This is a genomic window from Paenibacillus sp. CAA11, assembly GCF_003060825.1.
Lineage (GTDB): Bacteria > Bacillota > Bacilli > Paenibacillales > Paenibacillaceae > Fontibacillus.
On the sequence record NZ_CP028922.1, the window covers coordinates 1,162,477 to 1,178,371 of the forward strand.

20 protein-coding genes and 2 pseudogenes are annotated in these 15,895 nt (G+C 45.8%); 13 read left to right on the forward strand and 9 right to left on the reverse strand.

What is annotated here, in order from left to right; all coding sequences use genetic code 11:
* Nucleotides 1-7 precede the first annotated feature (7 nt).
* The 3 genes from DCC85_RS05290 to DCC85_RS05300 all read left to right on the forward strand — a co-directional run bounded on the left by DCC85_RS05290 (nucleotide 8) and on the right by DCC85_RS05300 (nucleotide 2,116).
* A complete protein-coding gene (locus DCC85_RS05290) occupies nucleotides 8-691 on the forward strand; it encodes an Imm3 family immunity protein (RefSeq protein ID WP_159081789.1) in 684 nt (227 codons plus the stop codon).
* Nucleotides 692-922: 231 nt separating this feature from the next.
* Nucleotides 923-1,141 carry a hypothetical protein gene (locus tag DCC85_RS05295; RefSeq protein WP_108464634.1) on the forward strand — a complete coding sequence of 73 codons (219 nt, stop codon included), beginning with the start codon at nucleotides 923-925 and terminating at the stop codon, nucleotides 1,139-1,141.
* A 402-nt stretch (nucleotides 1,142-1,543) separates the two neighbouring features.
* On the forward strand, nucleotides 1,544-2,116 hold the full coding sequence (locus tag DCC85_RS05300; protein ID WP_108464635.1) for a DUF2569 domain-containing protein: 573 nt from the start codon (nucleotides 1,544-1,546) through the stop codon (nucleotides 2,114-2,116).
* A 465-nt stretch (nucleotides 2,117-2,581) separates the two neighbouring features.
* Here the strand turns inward: DCC85_RS05300 and DCC85_RS05305 are convergent, their stop codons facing one another.
* From DCC85_RS05305 to DCC85_RS23560, 3 genes are all read right to left on the reverse strand, one after another.
* The gene (locus tag DCC85_RS05305; protein ID WP_108464636.1) at nucleotides 2,582-3,184 is read right to left on the reverse strand and encodes a hypothetical protein; all 603 of its coding nucleotides are present in this window, start codon (nucleotides 3,182-3,184) and stop codon (nucleotides 2,582-2,584) included.
* A 24-nt stretch (nucleotides 3,185-3,208) separates the two neighbouring features.
* Nucleotides 3,209-3,502 (reverse strand): M57 family metalloprotease, encoded by a 294-nt coding sequence (locus tag DCC85_RS05310; RefSeq protein WP_108464637.1) that lies wholly within the window; start codon nucleotides 3,500-3,502, stop codon nucleotides 3,209-3,211.
* 170 nt (nucleotides 3,503-3,672) lie between these two features.
* The gene (locus DCC85_RS23560; protein WP_267896069.1) at nucleotides 3,673-3,801 is read right to left on the reverse strand and encodes a hypothetical protein; all 129 of its coding nucleotides are present in this window, start codon (nucleotides 3,799-3,801) and stop codon (nucleotides 3,673-3,675) included.
* Between the two features lie 302 nt (nucleotides 3,802-4,103).
* On the opposite strand from DCC85_RS23560, the pseudogene DCC85_RS23285 reads away from it, so the two are divergent.
* The 4 genes and pseudogenes from DCC85_RS23285 to DCC85_RS05330 all read left to right on the forward strand — a co-directional run.
* Nucleotides 4,104-4,579: pseudogene (locus DCC85_RS23285) on the forward strand (helix-turn-helix domain-containing protein); the annotation flags it as partial.
* 75 nt (nucleotides 4,580-4,654) lie between these two features.
* Nucleotides 4,655-5,009: pseudogene (locus DCC85_RS23620) on the forward strand (hypothetical protein); the annotation flags it as partial.
* Between the two features lie 30 nt (nucleotides 5,010-5,039).
* On the forward strand, nucleotides 5,040-5,621 hold the full coding sequence (locus tag DCC85_RS05325; protein ID WP_108464638.1) for a hypothetical protein: 582 nt from the start codon (nucleotides 5,040-5,042) through the stop codon (nucleotides 5,619-5,621).
* A gap of 12 nt (nucleotides 5,622-5,633) precedes the next feature.
* Nucleotides 5,634-5,900, forward strand: a complete 267-nt coding sequence (locus DCC85_RS05330) for a hypothetical protein (protein ID WP_108464639.1) — start codon at nucleotides 5,634-5,636, stop codon at nucleotides 5,898-5,900.
* Between the two features lie 52 nt (nucleotides 5,901-5,952).
* Here the strand turns inward: DCC85_RS05330 and DCC85_RS05335 are convergent, their stop codons facing one another.
* The 4 genes from DCC85_RS05335 to DCC85_RS05350 form a co-directional block, all read right to left on the reverse strand.
* Nucleotides 5,953-6,741 carry an ABC transporter permease gene (locus DCC85_RS05335; protein ID WP_108464640.1) on the reverse strand — a complete coding sequence of 263 codons (789 nt, stop codon included), beginning with the start codon at nucleotides 6,739-6,741 and terminating at the stop codon, nucleotides 5,953-5,955.
* On the reverse strand, nucleotides 6,742-7,524 hold the full coding sequence (locus tag DCC85_RS05340; protein WP_108464641.1) for an ABC transporter permease: 783 nt from the start codon (nucleotides 7,522-7,524) through the stop codon (nucleotides 6,742-6,744).
* On the reverse strand, nucleotides 7,487-8,506 hold the full coding sequence (locus DCC85_RS05345; protein ID WP_108464642.1) for an ABC transporter ATP-binding protein: 1,020 nt from the start codon (nucleotides 8,504-8,506) through the stop codon (nucleotides 7,487-7,489). The genes DCC85_RS05340 and DCC85_RS05345 overlap by 38 nt, the downstream gene beginning before the upstream one ends.
* A 112-nt stretch (nucleotides 8,507-8,618) precedes the next feature.
* The gene (locus tag DCC85_RS05350) at nucleotides 8,619-9,647 is read right to left on the reverse strand and encodes an ArsR/SmtB family transcription factor (RefSeq protein WP_108464643.1); all 1,029 of its coding nucleotides are present in this window, start codon (nucleotides 9,645-9,647) and stop codon (nucleotides 8,619-8,621) included.
* A 215-nt stretch (nucleotides 9,648-9,862) separates the two neighbouring features.
* Between DCC85_RS05350 and DCC85_RS05355 the strand changes: the two genes are divergently transcribed.
* Nucleotides 9,863-10,198, forward strand: a complete 336-nt coding sequence (locus tag DCC85_RS05355) for a DUF4181 domain-containing protein (RefSeq protein ID WP_108464644.1) — start codon at nucleotides 9,863-9,865, stop codon at nucleotides 10,196-10,198.
* A gap of 401 nt (nucleotides 10,199-10,599) precedes the next feature.
* Here DCC85_RS05355 and DCC85_RS23125 read toward each other — a convergent pair whose 3' ends face one another.
* Nucleotides 10,600-10,752: a hypothetical protein gene (locus DCC85_RS23125; protein ID WP_199909978.1), complete on the reverse strand. Its 153-nt coding sequence runs from the start codon at nucleotides 10,750-10,752 to the stop codon at nucleotides 10,600-10,602.
* Between the two features lie 171 nt (nucleotides 10,753-10,923).
* Here DCC85_RS23125 and DCC85_RS23130 point away from each other — a divergent pair, with 171 nt between their 5' ends.
* The 5 genes from DCC85_RS23130 to DCC85_RS05375 all read left to right on the forward strand — a co-directional run bounded on the left by DCC85_RS23130 (nucleotide 10,924) and on the right by DCC85_RS05375 (nucleotide 14,964).
* A complete protein-coding gene (locus DCC85_RS23130) occupies nucleotides 10,924-11,013 on the forward strand; it encodes a sporulation protein YjcZ (protein ID WP_199909979.1) in 90 nt (29 codons plus the stop codon).
* A gap of 194 nt (nucleotides 11,014-11,207) precedes the next feature.
* Nucleotides 11,208-11,783: a GbsR/MarR family transcriptional regulator gene (locus DCC85_RS05360; protein WP_108464645.1), complete on the forward strand. Its 576-nt coding sequence runs from the start codon at nucleotides 11,208-11,210 to the stop codon at nucleotides 11,781-11,783.
* Nucleotides 11,784-12,001: 218 nt separating this feature from the next.
* Nucleotides 12,002-12,562 (forward strand): sigma-70 family RNA polymerase sigma factor, encoded by a 561-nt coding sequence (locus DCC85_RS05365; protein WP_234414448.1) that lies wholly within the window; start codon nucleotides 12,002-12,004, stop codon nucleotides 12,560-12,562.
* Entirely contained in the window at nucleotides 12,519-12,884 is a 366-nt protein-coding gene (locus tag DCC85_RS05370) for a hypothetical protein (protein ID WP_108464646.1), read from the forward strand. The genes DCC85_RS05365 and DCC85_RS05370 overlap by 44 nt, the downstream gene beginning before the upstream one ends.
* Entirely contained in the window at nucleotides 12,868-14,964 is a 2,097-nt protein-coding gene (locus DCC85_RS05375; RefSeq protein WP_159081792.1) for a carboxypeptidase-like regulatory domain-containing protein, read from the forward strand. Before DCC85_RS05370 ends, DCC85_RS05375 begins: the two co-directional genes overlap by 17 nt.
* Nucleotides 14,965-15,124: 160 nt before the next feature.
* Here the strand turns inward: DCC85_RS05375 and pstB are convergent, their stop codons facing one another.
* Nucleotides 15,125-15,880 (reverse strand): phosphate ABC transporter ATP-binding protein PstB, encoded by a 756-nt coding sequence (gene pstB / locus DCC85_RS05380; protein WP_108464648.1) that lies wholly within the window; start codon nucleotides 15,878-15,880, stop codon nucleotides 15,125-15,127.
* Nucleotides 15,881-15,895: the final 15 nt, after the last annotated feature.

The window sequence follows — 15,895 nt, forward strand, 5'->3', positions numbered from 1 at the left end:
AATGCATATGGCATGGCAGTATCAAGATTTAATAGATGAATTCTATGGGGATGTCGAAAGGTATAAAAATGACTTTTATAGTCACGACGAAGCCATTAATAAGGCATTTAATGAGTTTTATTCTGAAAGCATCGTTGATGAAATGGAAAAAGCGTTAATATTTATCGTTTATGTGGAGCTTTCGTTACAGAATCCAAGAATTTTTAGTAAAACAAAAGATATTCTTATTAATGAATTAGAGTCAATTAATTTAGAGAAAATTGAAGGTCAAATAAAAGATGGACAACTAACACAAAAACAATTTAATGAATTAACAAGTCGTAAAGAAAAGGCTTTGCAAGAAATAAAACTAATGCCTATTGATTTCTGTAATCAGGCAAGATGGTACTATACAGAGATTACAAATGCAGTTAGTGATTTCTGTTCAGAACTTTTTGCCAAAAATTCGGATGGGGATGAGATCATAAGACAAGTCCTGTCTCGGTATAAAAGGAGTTGTGATCGTACTCTTAGTACAAAGATTACAGTGTACGTGACATTGGCTGAAATGTTAGTGAAAAATAATCAGACAATTTCTAAAGAACTGCTTAGTGAAATAAAAACCTTCAAGATAAATTTACTTAAGGATGAACTTAGTTTGGATGAAAAAGCAGATCTTTTGAAACGCATACAAAGTTTAGCGGAGTATTAATTATGAGTCTGTAAAGGGTCTGTCAATATTTTGTGTAAACCCGTTTATAAGTCCAGCGATCAACGTGATCGTACAATATCAACCAATTAATCAAACGCTAACAATGTTAAACCCTTGGTAAACTTTCAAAGGCCTATTCCAACTTGAACGATGAGAAGGAGTAAGCCTTTTTCTTTTTTGTAGCGAAGTGAAGGCATATTTTATGTTTAATTCTGTTAGGTGTAAGAGCGGATGCGTGTGAATCGATTTGGTCAGAATAACTCATTCTCAGACTACTATTTACTCGATGATGAACTGAAGGTTAAAGCTGTAGTTGAAGATGATGGGGAATATGTAGCTAAACTGCGCTATGCGAGCCTTACTAAGCCAGCTGAGGAAGCCGAGAAAAAGCGAGAACGAGCAGAATACGATCAGTATTATGCCAAGTATTGCAACAACAGAAAGATTTAAGAGATCCGGTAAAGCTGAAGCAGATGCAGCAGGAATGCTCTGTTACATTGAACAGGTCCATTATGGTCGGATAACACCATGATGGACCTGTTTTTGTTGTCGCCTTATTATTTTTCCAAGGCCGAGCTATAAAGTGTTCAAACTAGGCGAGAATGTAGGGTTCAAGCATCAAATCTGGCTGATCTCAGAATCCGTAACGACTTATGTAGGGGGCGCTATTCAGCACGAAGGTTGGTTTGACTTGGGGGTGCGCACACCATAGTCATATACGATACCCATTTAATATGGCGAGGAAACTATAGATATTATGATGTTCTAATAAAAATAGTAAAAATAATACAATGATTTGTCGATAAACCTAATTGAGGAATCAAATGAATCCAAATATTGGGGGGGCTATTTTTGCAAGAGCTAATGAAGAACCAAGCAGATCAGGAAGAAAGAGAGAACGAACAGGCAGGAAGGGGGATGGAATGGGATCGAAATATTCATGGTCCTAGAGGGATTGGCGGCTGGTTGATTGTCGTTCTTATAGGAATGATTATTTCGATGTTTCTTGTAGCAAAACAATTATTTGGTAAAACGCTGCCGGCCTTGTTCACAGACTCTGAGGTTGTGCGGATTGAAACATGGTGGTTCAGAGAAATTTACGATGCTGAATGGACAACTATTTTGACTTTTGATGCTGTGTTTGAGGGGTTAACCATCTTCTATTGCTGTTATGTGATAATTGAATTTTTGCGAGAGAAGCCGATCGTGCCACGTTTAATGATCATTTTCTACAGCATGAATCTGCTAGGTATAATTATCGAAACATGCTTGCTTCTAACAACTGTTGAGGCTGTTCGCGAAGAGATTATAGCATCTTATTGGTCAGTTGGTGTTGCTCTTGGCGTATGTTTAGTATGGATTCCATATTTTAAAATGTCTGCTCGTGTGGAAAACACCTTTTTGAATAATTGGAAATCGTATTAATTAGATGATAGGCCTTAGTTTCAGAATACATAGCCATAATAGAGAGGATGATAAGGGGATATTGCAAGGGAAGTTTGGTGACGACCATTTACATAAACAGGTGGAGGTAATGGCTTTGGTTAGCCGTCCTCCCTACTCCTCAGCTGCCCAAAGACGGCATAATAGTACAAGTAGGAAGAATTGTGATAAAAATGAAGTATAACGACTTCTGATAGATTAAGAATAATAAAGTCTCTAATGCGTACATAGACGGAATTGCATTGCTAAGGAGAACAACTTCACAGGACAGCTATCCTTACACTCCGGAAGCCAAAATGGTGTTTCAAAACCTTGAACCCTACCCGGAGTGGGATCCTTTGTTGCGACTGATCGATAACTTCTACCGTAAAAACTACCCACAGTATATCCCGAATCGGCACGGACAGTTATTCCAATAATCATATGACATAGTTTACTCTTTATTAATTAATTCAAATATTTAACTTGAATCTCTTTGAATAATTGATCCTTTCTGTCCCTTTCTTCTTTTTTGTCTTTCGTTAAGTTTATATTCGAGGGGAAATCATCTGGGTCCGTTTGATCCAAATTAAATTTTCCAGATTGCATGTTAATGACGCCATATTGTCCGAATGTATTCTTTTTTAGGGAAATTAAGTATTGGCTTCCTTGCTTCATTTCCGTATATCCTTCAATGGTTAATTTATCTTTCCCCTGTAATGTTTGATCGATCGCCACAGGCTCGATAACATTTATGTTGGTGCCAACAGAACCTTTAAGTGTCTTCTCAACATCAATATTTGTAAAGGTATAAAAATCACCAACTGCACCAGTTGAATAATGTTGCACATGTTGTTCACGATTCTCAAAACTTTGAGTAGGTCTTCCAATGACAACAAGATCAGCGTCTTGATACATTTTGTCAGCGTTTGAGAACTGCAAGTAATCAGCATGTAGAGAAACCTCGTGTACGGAATTATAAATCATGAAATAATAGTAACAACCAGCTAATACTAATGCAGCGGCAAGCGAAAATGTGATGATTGAAACTTTTTTGCTTTTTAAAGTCATTCCAAAATCCTCCTTAGATTTATTTTAATTTCCCCAAATTGATTTCAACTGGTTTTTGTCATATGCTGATGGACTATTTATATAACGATCAGCTTCGTCACCTGCAGTCATTAATGAAGTCGACTTGTTATAAGTATCCGTGGTGTGAGCTAATCCTATTGAATGACCTACTTCATGTGTCGTCGTATGCTTGATATTAGTATCGTTCTTATACCCATCTGCATCTAAATTGTTATCGTAAATAGAAATGACACTATAATCCCATGATGCACTATCAGGATCTGTAGATGAATTCCCATACCAGTGATGAATATACATTTCTGTATGCCCGTATAAATGAGGAGTGCTTGATGTACCGACATAATATTCATCCGTGGTGAGGAATTGCTAGTTGAATAGCCAATAGATACATTAGAAGAAATTCCATTCCAATGAGATCTTGCCCAATCTAATTTCCCCGTATATCCATATGATGCAACAGAACTATCCTACCAAGCGCTGAATTGTCCCGTACTCCTTTTGTAACTAAATACATCTGCAAATACTACCGAAGAAAGCAAAGAACAAAGAGCAATAAGCGATGAAACAGCAATAATTACAATAATTACTTTTTTCATTAACTTTAACCTCCACTAATAGTGGATTGATTTACTTATGACCGTCGTGATGAGATGGTTTGTACCGATATGTTTTCATCATTGTGGTTTAACAGATTTAGCCCCTTTCAAATATTTAGAAACCGAAATCACCCGAAAGATTATAAATATAACATTAAAAAGGATTTATGGGATTTTCGAACAAAAGGACGTTCTTGAAAAAAAGTTGTATTAAACCAACTGAATTATGACTGGATCGGCTACACTTAGTTGGACAGAAAAAATAAGGGCTAGTAGAATGAAAACAACACTATGAGGAGCGGATCTACTATGCCAAGAAACAGACGGTCCAGTTATACGAAAACGGAAAGCCGAGAGCAGCTATTGCGAGAAAGTATGAGCTTAGTCCGTCCGCACTCGATCGTTGGATCAAACAAGCTCAAACCTCAGGTTCTTTTTCTGAAAAAGATAACCGAACCGCTGAAGAGAATGAACTCATCGCTCTTCGCAAACGAGTACAGTGACTCGAAATGGAAAACGATATTTTAAAGCAAACCGCGCTGATCATGGGACGAAAGTAAAGATCATTCAGCAAAACAGTGATAAATACTCGGTATCAGCAATGTGCGAAGTCCTACAAATCGCTAGAAGCATGTTTTATTATGAAGCGAAAGAAAGAGACAACGGAGAGGAAGTAGCTGCAGCTATCGTAGAAATTTTTCATTCCAATCGAAAAGCATATGGAACACGGAAGATCAAAGTCAAGCTTATGGAACAAGGAGTCATCGTTTCCAGGCGCTGAATCGGCCGTATCATGAAAGAGCAGGGTCTTGTGTCCAAGTACGCGATAGCGCAGTGCCGCACAAAACCGCTTCAAGACAGAGAAGGCTACCCGGATTATATCGTCAAGGAAGAAATGAAAAAATACGAAGACGAGCAGGCAAGTATAGGCACGATCCCCACCGGTCAAGTCCGATCTATCAAGCTATCCAGGCATACGATCCCTATACGAATCAAGACAACCTGACAAGCTATGAAATCGTAGCCAAGTATTTGCAGGTTCTGGATTTCAATAAACTAATCGCCACCATTGAGGCAAACAGCCTGAATACCTTTGAAGAGTATATACATTTTCAAGTAACAGCGAGGCTTGCGGAGGGATGCTGCTTTGCGCGACGTACGGAACCATCTATCCTAATCATGAGCTTGAAGTTACGCATGATGGTTAAACACTTTGCCAAATGGGAGACTAGCAACTTATGACTGACACATTACCGATGAAGCGAATCAAGTTTAAACCCAATTCAACCGACGTTCATTTCGTGCTGCTTCGGCAGAAGGAAGTGGGAATCGAGGTTAGGGAAGAGCGGGGAGCAGTGCTGCTCGTTGACGCTGCCGATTGTGAAGAGGTGTTCTTACTCGCCAGCCTGTTCCGGCATGTGATGAGGAGCCAGGACATCGTTTACTTGGAGCGCGGGGATGATCGGCATGCGGACCTGTTTATTTTCAATGGGGCCGTGACGCCGTTAACGCATAAGGATTTGGGGAAAATAAAATCTTCTATTAGCTATACCAAGGCGATCCCCTTCGAGCTCCCTTTAATTCACTCCCATGACGAAGAGGTCTGGAAGACTTGGCAGCATTGGAAATATGACGGCCAATTAAGAGTACAGGCGGGCCAAGATAGGGCGATCCTCAATGCTTCCCGGTTGGGACTAGAGCTGCTGACCGAGGTATGCGGTTATCTCGCCAGCTCTTACATAGGCCATTCGCATCTCGATTGGGCCTCTACGAAATCCTCGTTGGAGCTCATTATTCGGAATACGGCTCGGAACTACTAGACGGAGGTAAGTATGGTTAACTTGCATGTACTTCACGGACTGTCCTTTGCTGGAGCAGAGGCCTTTTTGCTAGAAGAGGGATACGGTCAAGAGGTTGCTATAGAACGGAGGGCAGTGGAAGATGGCAGGCTGTTCCTCTATCCTTACACCCTCTATGATGAGCAGGGAAGCTTGATCGACCGAATCTTCCATGCCGAATATTGCAGAAGAGATGAGGACGGGGAGTGGGAGGCGTATAGCTGCAGCTGGACAAGAGATTTGTCATGTACCGGATATTGAATAGAAGCAACCCGTCTTAATTTATAGGCAGAGGGGTTGCTTCTTTTTAGGATCAGCTTAAATCCATGCTTCCTTTCACCCGGGCCAAATAAGCGGCATACCGGATGCAGCCGATGCTTAGAGCGAAGAAGACACAGCCGAGTAGAAATTCCTGGCCGATATACAGGCCCATATTGTCGTATTGCCCATGATCCAGGATCGCCTTGGTCAGCTCAACACCCCTTGTTAAAGGCAGGCAGTAGGCTATGAACTGGAGAGCTTGCGGCATCACCTGCAGCGGATAATTGGCTCCGCTAAGTAGCAGCAGGATGCTGGACAGCAAGTTGGTCAGCAAATGCATGGAGGGTGTCCACAAGCAGAAGCTGCCGATGATCAGCCCGAGTCCGCAGGCAGAGAAGATAGAGACTGTCCATATCGCGATCAGTGCCAGAACTTGTCCAGAGGTGATGGAGATATGGAATAACGCGATGCCGAAGATAAGCCCAATGCCAGCAGTTACGAAGCCGTTCGCCATATGGGCCAAAGAGCGGGCCAGAAATAGGGCCGGCTTGCTGGCAGGTGCGGCCATCACAAGCTGAAGCGTTCCTGAACTGCGATCGGAATTAATGACCGTAATCATGCCGAACACGGAGTTCATGACACAGAGCAGCAGGGCATTGGCCCCGATATATCCGGCTAGATTCTCCCCATCATACACATGGTTGACCAAGAAGGTGAAGAAGATTAGTTGACTTAGCGGCATCCCGACCATGACAATCAGGTAAACCTTGGGATTCAGCCAGCCGAATAAAGCCCGGTAAGACAACAGGCTATGTCTGAAAAAACGCCGAATGGCCTCCATTTAATACACCCCCAGCTTTCCATCGATTCGTGCTTTGCGTTCCACAGCCTGATAACAGTACCACGCTATTCCTGCAAAGATCAAAGTGAGTATTATAAGTACTCCCATTTGTTGTAAGATGACGGAAAGCTCCTTCTCCATTAAAGTGCTTCGCAGCAGCTGAATGGCCCAGGTAGGAGGCAGCAGATAGGAGAGGGGTTGAATCCAGCCGGGTAAAATGGCTACTGGGAATAAGAAACCGCATACCAGATAGATGGGGTATTCGAGAAAATTCATTAATGCTTCGGCCTGACGTGACAGTGTAAAGAAGAGAGACATGAAGAAGGCGAAGATGATAAGTGCCAGGGAGACAAGAACAAGAGCCAGCCCTAACAGCAGCGGATGGGCCGCTTCCAGCCTGGCACCAAAGATGACGACCAGATAGAGGGTGGACAAGCCCATGGACAGCATTCCCCACAGGGTGTTGCCGATGATTTTCCCCAGCAGAATGATCGAGAAGGGAATCGGTGCTGCAAAAATATTTTCCAAGGTGCCGTAATAACGTTCTCGGTTAATATCGCTGGCTGAAGAATAGACAATGGATGACCACAGAGACATAAAGCCTGAACCGAGCACTACATAGTTCACCAGTGCCTCACGGGAAGTTCGCCCATAAATGAAGAAGCTGATCGTGGCGTAGAAGAAGGGAGAGATCCAGATAACGAACTGGAACACGGGCCTTGCCATGGATAAACGCATCTGAACCCTAGCGGTTTGCAACAGTGCCTGCCATTCGGCTTGCATCTCTGTCACCTCCAATCAGACGAAGATAGACGTCTTCCAAGGAAGGCTCGTTAATGGAGAGATTATGCACATCAGATTGACTCCATTCTTTGTAAATGAGCGGGATGATCTGTTGAGGGTCCGGTGTATGGATTCGCAGGGTCGTGCTATATTCATCGTGAGTTTCTTCCAGATGATGGACAGCAGGATGAATCCCGAGCGCTGAGGAGGCAGCGCTTATCCCTGAAGTGTGAGCATGTGAGAACTGAATCACCGATAATTGGCCAATTTTTTTCTTAAGCTGCTCTGGCGTATCTATGGCCGCTATCTCACCTTGATTGATAAATGCGATGCGATCGCACAGCTCGTCGGCTTCCTGCATGTAGTGGGTCGTGAGTAAAATGGTGGTTCCCTGCTCATTCAGCTGATGAATGATCTGTCGCAGCTTTCTGGCGCTGATCGGATCAAGGCCGATCGAGGGCTCATCCAGGAATAAGATTTGAGGCTCGTTGATGAGTCCACGTGCGATCTGGAGCCGCTGCTTCATTCCTTTGGAGAAGGTCTCTACCCGTCTGTGGGCTGAGGCTTCAAGCCCGACCAGCTCCAGAAGCGCCTGAATCTTGTCCTTCTGCTGGCCCTTGGGCACCTTGTAAAGATCGGCGAAGTATGTAAGATTGTCATATGCTGACAGCCGCCAATATAGATTGCGCTCCCCGCCTAGGATGAAATTGATCTGCGGGCGCAGCGCCCGGAATTCCGTAACCGGATTTAGCCCCAGTATATTTACATGACCGTCTGTGGGAATTAGCATGGTTGTCAAAATTTTGATCATTGTCGTCTTCCCGGCTCCATTGGGCCCAAGAAGGCCGAAGATTTCTCCCTGCCCAACCTCGAACGAAATTCCCTTTAACGCCTCGACCGTTTGCTTCTTCTTCCTCCACATGCCCTGCTCGGTGAGATAGGTGCGTCTTACTTGCTCAACTTGAATAATAGAACGGATCATTACAGTAAATCACCCCAATGTAAGATGTATATCTTATAAGATATACATCTTACATTGTAAAATCAATATTAAAATAAAAAAGAACGCCCCAGAGGGACGTTCTTCGTACTTGTTATTTTTGAGCGGTGAACTGGTGAAGGGCATCCATCATGCGCTTTACCTGTTCGGCATCTGCCGAGAAATACTTGATCGTTCCGATCTTTTCCTCCTTGATAAGCTTTGCTTTCTTCAACAAGTCCAAGTGATGCGACACCGTGGCCGTCGTCAGCCCGATGTATTCCGCAAGTCTAGCGCCATATTCTTTACTTACGCATAGCATTCGAAGAATAAGCAGCCGATTGGGATCGGCTAGCGCCTTAAGCAGCTTGGCCAGTTCTTCGCTTTGTTTGCGGTCGTCGCTGAGCGGCTTGGTGCAGTTGTAGATCACAATACAGATGGAGTCGTTAAATATCCGCATGCGGACGGGAGTAAAGCAGCTGGGGATAAAATAATATAGCTTGTAGCTGCTCACCCGCCTAAATGTTTTACCCATGAGATACTGTGCCAGGGATAAAGGTTTCATATTCAGCTGCTGCAGCTCGGCCAATGAGTGCTCGACTGCCTTTTGCTGTTCCGTAATCTGGTTAGAAAAGCTGCCCATGTGCAGAATATGCTCAAGTGCCGCCGCGAACTGCTGCTGGAAGGTTTGCAGCTTGGAGCATAGGAGCTCAATAAACTGCTGCTTCTCAGGTGTATCCCATTCATAGCGCGGTTCAAGGGTATAAATAAGCCTCGGTGAAGCGATTAGGGCTTGGAGCACATCCACTGGCACTTCTCCGCCAATGAATCCTTGTAAGAACTCAGCCTCCGGCAGAGCTGCAATCTCTGCACAGAATAGGTCACCATTCTGAAAATGTGGCACCAGCAGCGTCAGCCCAAGACAATTTAGCAAATCTTCGGTAACATGCTCCTGCCATTCCTCAATGAACGCATGAATGGGCAAGGACAGCTCCTGCTCGATGGGAGCAAGACGAATATGTGGGAACTCCCTCTCGGAGTGTAATAGGGAGCAGAGCACAATGATTCCTTCTACCACCGGTGAGAAGTGCATATGTACTTGTTCTGTTTTTCCAGGCATTTCAGATTCTCTTTCAATAGCCACGAACGGGTCCTCCCGTTTTGATTAGTTCTACTTATTATAGGATGTTTATCTAATTGTGAAAAGCTGAGCGCAGATCTGCCTTCAAGCAGATATAAAAAAGCCCGGTGCGGATAAGCTCCTTCGCATTCCGGGCTATATTAATGCTCGTATTCCAGCAAGCAGGGATTACCTAAATTATCCATTGTAGTATAAAATAAATACAAGGAGGTGAGATAATGACATACATTATTTCAACTGTGCTTGTTTTAGGTGTGATTCAGTTTATTCTATATAAAATAATCCTCAGAAACAGAGATTCAATGGCACTAACAAATGAATTCAGGGCGTACGTCTTGAGTACAGTGATCGTAGTGGTTATAGGAGTTATCTGCCTGTTTTTGTTTGGTGATGCACATTTTTTAATCGGAATATTACTTACGGTATTGTTCGGTGTTCGAGCTGCTTTTGAAAGGTTATATCTTCGGAGTACAAAAAGACATATTGTTTCACTTTCAATGGTAGCTGCATCTTTAGTGACTACAATGATACTGGTCTTAATGATGATGCCCTGATCCAAGTTATGCTACTTAATTGCAGATAGGGAAAAGGCGCCTGCTTACACAATGTAATATGGTAGGGGCTTATTTCCTCAGCTCCACAATCTCCTCCTGGCCGTTCCATGTCATCTGCAGCTTGACTGTGGCGTTCTCTTTGGATAAGTCTCTACCACGAGCTTTAGAGAGAACTGGTAAGGGGGCTTTGCTTCTTCAGCAGCGCTTCCATTTACTCTGCTCTCTTCCCCCATGAAGGCATGGTACATATAGTCAGATTACGCCCGCTATGCCGACCATGGATAATGTGCTGATTAATAATACGAACAACGGGTGCAGCATGCTGCATCCGTTGTTTCTTTTCTGGAGCCCCCCGTTTCAACTGAAAAAGAATGAAATGAGGTGTGCCTGTCAGGCTTACTCTAGGAGCTGCTGCTTTCGTCCTCCTGCTTGGCTTTGACCAAAGCGAGCAGGGCGAACAGATCCCCCAATATGGTTAGCCCGGCGCCAATCATGGCCAAGTCATCTGCCGAGAGTTCTTGGTCTGCGGCGGACTGTTTCTTTTTTTTTGCCATAAAATCCCTCGCTTAACCCATTCTATAACTTAGAATATGCAGCGGCGGGCTGAATGCTTAGGCGAAAAGCCCCATTCTGTATTGACAGCTTGAGGAAAGGCGGATGTCCATATCGACTGAAGCAGCTATTGCATAGGATAATTTTGAGTTTACGCAAAAGGAGGGATTTACATGTCATACGGTGGCGCATTTACTTCCACAGGCGTGATCCTGGTGCTGTTCATTCTGCTGGTTATCATTACCAGAACATTCTGGTTTTAATGGAACAGCAGGGTACCTCCGAAGTTTTCTTCTCACTGATTTTCCGGGATACCGTGAAAAACCTGAAAGGCAGGCTGCCAAGTTCTCTTGGCGGTCTGTCTATTTGTATTTCTTTACATTCTCAGGGTCATTACATACAATGGATATCATTGAATGTTAGTTCAGATACAGCTGATATCAGGAGGATTGCAGGCATGAGCTTTGGTGATCTCCGTCCGGAGGAGCAGGCCGAATTACTGAAGGTCCGTAAGCGTGTTATTGAGGCTATAGGCAGGAATATGGATCTTTATGGGGTGACCTTATCTACAGGGCATCTATACGGACTTTTGTTCTTTGCCGATAAGCCTATGACATTGGATGAAATGGGCACGGAAATGAAGATGAGCAAGACCAGCATGAGTACAGGAGTCCGTACGCTGCTGGATTTGAAGATGGTCAATAAAGTATGGGAGAAGGGCTCACGTAAGGATTTATATGAAGTCGAATATGACTGGTATCAGACGTTTACGGACTTTTTTGCCATTAAGTGGAGGAAGGCTGTGGAGGCTAATCTGATCGTCATGAAGCGCACCATAGCCGAAACGGACAAGCTGCTGGAGATGGCGGAAGATGAGACATTCCGGCAAGTGCTGCAGGAAGACCGGCAAAGAATGGCGGAGGCTGTAAAATATTATAAATGGCTCGACAGGTTTATTGATGTGCTGGAAAGCGGCGAAATCTTTGACTTGGTGCCCAAGGAACATCCAGAAGAAGATGCGAAGCGAACATAGAGTTCACCTTTAGCGTCTTTTTTTATTTATACAGATTGAACTAAAGTTTTACATTGAACTTTCTATTTATCAAGGCCTAATACGGCCCTATAACCTTTATTTCTTAGTTCTTTCTATATAATTGAGAATATTTTCATTTTATGCAACCTCATATCTGCCAGCAGGCATCTAAATGTATAGAAGAGGGGGGAGAGGCCCTGGATGTCATAAAAGGTTTGATGAACCGAGAGGAAGCTGCGCTTCGAGCGTTAATGGAAGAGTATGGCGATATGCTGCTGCGCACAGCAACGCTGCTTCTCAAGGACCATCAGGCCGCAGAGGAAGCCGTGCAAGATACCTTCGTGCAGGCCTATGAGAAGATTGCCCAGCTTAAGGAGCCGGAGAAGCTCAGGAACTGGCTGGTGCGCATTGTAGTGAACCGGTGTCGGGCGAGGCAGCGGTCCTGGAGCTGGAGACGAATTCTGCCAAGCACACTCCCCGAGGAGCATCGTGTGCCGGATCTTCGTTCCGGTCCAGAGCAGCAGTCGGTAGAGCGCTCGGAGAGCAGGCGCTTAATGGGAGAGATTCACCGGCTGAAGTTCATTTATCGGGAAGTGATTATGCTCTACTATTATCAGGATTGGTCTATACAGGAAATATCCCACGCGCTGGGCTGTTCGGAGAACACTGTGAAATCTCGGCTGGCCCGAGGGAGAAGCAAGCTAAAGGATTTGCTGGAGGAAGGGGGAATGCCCGATGGAGAACGAGCGGGAACGGGAACGAATCAAACAATGTCTTGATCAGGAACTTGAGGCCGTTGTCTTCCACAAGGCGGAGGAGGTCATTCGGCGAACCCATCCGCACTCACTTAAGGGACGTATGGCTGCATGGTGGAACCGGGAGCTGGAGATATCGCTGCTGCCTATTGCTGGGGCGGTCATGCTGCTTCTGCTGGCAGGGGCGCTGCTCGTGACTCCTAAGCTGCTGACCAAGCAGCAGGTGCTCCATAGCCATAGCATAAGCGAAGTTAGCGGCAAGCGAGAGCTGATTGAAGTATGGAACAATGTTTATGATAGAGAAGTATATGAGAGGCGGGTGGCCCAGATTGAAGCTGAGAATTAAGGTCAAGCATTTGGCAGCTGTTCTCTTGGGCATGATTGTGCTCGCCGGGTGCTTCATCTGGGCGGCTCCTCGCATGGAGCTTGCACTTGCAGAGAAGCAGGCCAGCCAGCATCTTGATGCCGGCAAGGCAAAATTACGGGAAGTCATTGATCAGTCTGCCGGCACCCAGAAGTATTGGCAGCATATCCAGGAATACATGATTCCCGAATTCGAGTTGTTCGGACAAAGTCTATATGATGTTATGATTGGAGCTTCTACGGAATGGAATGGTGAAGCAAACGGGCAGCAGCCCTTCAGCCTCGTAGAAGCGAGCCCATACTTGAAGCGGTATGTGGAGGCTGGACCGCTGGATAAATACTATATTCGGGCGGCTGAGGCTCTGTATTATGCGGATGCCCAGTCTGGTCAAGGGAGTCAGACCTTGCAGGCGCTGGATACGGCCCTTACCCGGGTGCAGAAGCGGAAGCTATCGGACCTGGAAGCGGGCGTTCAGCTGCTGCGAGCGCGCTGGTACATGGATCACCGGCAGCCGGAGCTTGCGGAGCCGATTCTGCAGGTGCTGAAGGCGGATGGACTGCCGCAAGACTTGGGCTGGTATGCCAAGGGAAGATGGACGAGACTGCAGGAGGAACTGACCCGGCATGTCCGCAGCCAGCTTGCGGGCACGGTGGAAGGGACGGTCAAGCGCAGTGATGGAACCCCTCTGACCGGAGCAAGTGTTTATTTGCGGCTGCAGCAGGACATGAATCATAGCCTGAGGGATGAGGAGCCCTACAAAGCAATGACCGACGATGAGGGACGCTACCGCTTTGAAGGGGTCGCTCCGGGAAGTTATCAATTGTTTCTGGGACTGACTTACTCTCAGATCGACGGCTGGGTCTGGCCGGATAAAGGAGAGAAGTGGATTGAGATCAAGGGCAAGGAGCATGTGGAGCAGACCATCGTATTACAAAGGCTGATGGAGCTGAAGTCCCCGGCGAATGAACAAGTGATTACAGGTGATCACGTTAAGTTCGAGTGGGAGCCTGTAGAGGGGGCAGCTTATTATAAGCTGTTAACGGGCATGAAGGTGGATAGCGGCTGGATTGCAGCCTCTTTTCTGACTCATATCCAGGATCATCAAATCTCAGTATCTCTAGAAGATCTGTATGACCAGACTACGGGCATAGCTTATTCCAATGAAGATAACCTCCCTGATCCTGTGACAATGCTTGGCTTTGCGAATTCGGAAGGGGAATTCCTCTGGAATGTGGAGGCCTACGATAGCAGGGACCAGCTGATCACACGCAGCAACGGATACCGGCTGAACGAGTCGACTATGGGCAACCTGCCGCTATTTCAGCTGAAGGCCCGCACGTTAACCCCGGCGGATCAGCTGGTTAAGCAGAAGAAGTATCCTGAAGCCCTTCAGGCTTATCTGCAGGTGCTTAAGACGCAGCCCAAAGACCTGCATAGCTTGCGTATGGTGGTGCGAATTCTGGAAGCAAATCAAGATCAAGACAAGACAGCCAGAGACCGGGCTCTGCCCTATATGAAGCGGCTCGCTGCGGTTAAGCCATCGACGAGCAATTTGTGGCGACTTGTAAGCTACTATTATGATCAGGAGAATTGGAAGGAATTCAATAATTACTATGCGAAGATGCGTGAAGTAGCGGGTAGCTCCCCTGACAGCTATGATTTGTCCATTTATGCGACCGCCCTAATGAAGCAGGGTAAGCTGAAGGAGGCCGAAGTGCAGTTCAAGAAAGCACTCGATATGGACATCGATCATCGCTTTATTGGCGCCTATCTGGCTCTGCTGTTGGCAGACGGGCGAGGCTTTGCCAAGGCCTTAGAGGCAGCAGAACACTATACGGATCATGACATGTCCATAGATAAAATGGCGGATTGGCCATCTTATATAAGAAGCATGCAGTCAGAAGCGGAAGCCTCCCCATCCTCCGCCGCATACGAGGCTCAGCTTCAGGAGAAGCTGGCCTGGTATATGCACGGCGAAGAAGATCAGCTTCAGAATTGGCTGAAGCGGGCGGATCAGCCTGCTCTAAGCATCTTTATAAAGGCCCTGCTTAAGGTAAGGTAAGTTAAGGCCAGTTAAATAAAGCAAGAGAGGGAGCCTAAGGACAAGGCTCCCTCTCTTGTTGTTCCATCTGAACAACATCCATCTGTAACAACATCCATCTGTAACAACATCCATCTGTAACAACATCCATCTGTAACAACACCGTCTGTAACAGCATCCGTCAGCCGAAGCGGCCGGAGATGTATTCCTGGGTCATCGGATTCGACGGGTTGGTGAAGATGACCTCGGTCTCATCATATTCAATCAGGTTGCCCATGTAGAAATAGGCCGTGTAGTTGGAGATCCGTGCTGCTTGCTGCATGTTGTGGGTCACGATTACGATGCACAGCTGCTCCTTGAGCTGGGTAATCAGCTCTTCAATCTTGGATGTGGATACCGGATCGAGAGCCGAAGCGGGCTCGTCTAGCAGCAGGATGTCCGGATTGACCGAGAGCGCGCGGGCGATGCACAGACGCTGCTGCTGTCCGCCGGATAAAGAGAGGGCGGATTGGCCCAATCTGTCCTTTACCTCGTCCCATAGAGCAGCCTTTCTAAGGCTATCCTCCACAATCTCATCCAGCTTCTTCTTATTCTTGATGCCATGATACTTAGGTCCGAACGCTATATTCTCATAAATGGATTTATAAAAAGGATTTGGACGCTGCCAAACCATACCGATCCGTTGACGCAGAACGGTGACATCCGTGTCCGAGCTGTTGATGTTCTGGTTGCCGATCCAGATGTTTCCGGTCATCCGGGAGCCGGCGATTTCATCATTCATACGGTTAAGCGAGCGCAAAAACGTCGATTTACCACAGCCAGAAGGGCCGATTAATGCGGTCACGGAGCGTTCGGGAAAAGATAGGTTAACTCCCTTCACCGCCTCGTTCTCGCCATAAAAGATTTTGAGATCTTCGGTACGCAGAATATCCGTCATGTTCTATTCCCCTAT

What these genes read in the sequence shown, in the direction of transcription:
- DCC85_RS05340 (WP_108464641.1), bottom strand. Translation starts at nt 7,524, where the DNA reads ATGCAAGCCGAATGGCAGGCACTGTTGCAAACCGCTAGGGTTCAGATG.
- DCC85_RS05295 (WP_108464634.1), top strand. Translation starts at nt 923, where the DNA reads ATGCGTGTGAATCGATTTGGTCAGAATAACTCATTCTCAGACTACTAT.
- DCC85_RS05365 (WP_234414448.1), top strand. Translation starts at nt 12,002, where the DNA reads ATGAACCGAGAGGAAGCTGCGCTTCGAGCGTTAATGGAAGAGTATGGC.
- DCC85_RS05325 (WP_108464638.1), top strand. Translation starts at nt 5,040, where the DNA reads ATGACTGACACATTACCGATGAAGCGAATCAAGTTTAAACCCAATTCA.
- DCC85_RS23560 (WP_267896069.1), bottom strand. Translation starts at nt 3,801, where the DNA reads ATGAAAAAAGTAATTATTGTAATTATTGCTGTTTCATCGCTTATTGCT.
- DCC85_RS05360 (WP_108464645.1), top strand. Translation starts at nt 11,208, where the DNA reads ATGAGCTTTGGTGATCTCCGTCCGGAGGAGCAGGCCGAATTACTGAAG.
- DCC85_RS05310 (WP_108464637.1), bottom strand. Translation starts at nt 3,502, where the DNA reads ATGTATATTCATCACTGGTATGGGAATTCATCTACAGATCCTGATAGT.
- DCC85_RS05335 (WP_108464640.1), bottom strand. Translation starts at nt 6,741, where the DNA reads ATGGAGGCCATTCGGCGTTTTTTCAGACATAGCCTGTTGTCTTACCGG.
- pstB (WP_108464648.1), bottom strand. Translation starts at nt 15,880, where the DNA reads ATGACGGATATTCTGCGTACCGAAGATCTCAAAATCTTTTATGGCGAG.
- DCC85_RS05370 (WP_108464646.1), top strand. Translation starts at nt 12,519, where the DNA reads ATGGAGAACGAGCGGGAACGGGAACGAATCAAACAATGTCTTGATCAG.
- DCC85_RS23130 (WP_199909979.1), top strand. Translation starts at nt 10,924, where the DNA reads ATGTCATACGGTGGCGCATTTACTTCCACAGGCGTGATCCTGGTGCTG.
- DCC85_RS23125 (WP_199909978.1), bottom strand. Translation starts at nt 10,752, where the DNA reads ATGGCAAAAAAAAAGAAACAGTCCGCCGCAGACCAAGAACTCTCGGCA.
- DCC85_RS05305 (WP_108464636.1), bottom strand. Translation starts at nt 3,184, where the DNA reads ATGACTTTAAAAAGCAAAAAAGTTTCAATCATCACATTTTCGCTTGCC.
- DCC85_RS05345 (WP_108464642.1), bottom strand. Translation starts at nt 8,506, where the DNA reads ATGATCCGTTCTATTATTCAAGTTGAGCAAGTAAGACGCACCTATCTC.
- DCC85_RS05355 (WP_108464644.1), top strand. Translation starts at nt 9,863, where the DNA reads ATGACATACATTATTTCAACTGTGCTTGTTTTAGGTGTGATTCAGTTT.
- DCC85_RS05290 (WP_159081789.1), top strand. Translation starts at nt 8, where the DNA reads ATGGCATGGCAGTATCAAGATTTAATAGATGAATTCTATGGGGATGTC.
- DCC85_RS05330 (WP_108464639.1), top strand. Translation starts at nt 5,634, where the DNA reads ATGGTTAACTTGCATGTACTTCACGGACTGTCCTTTGCTGGAGCAGAG.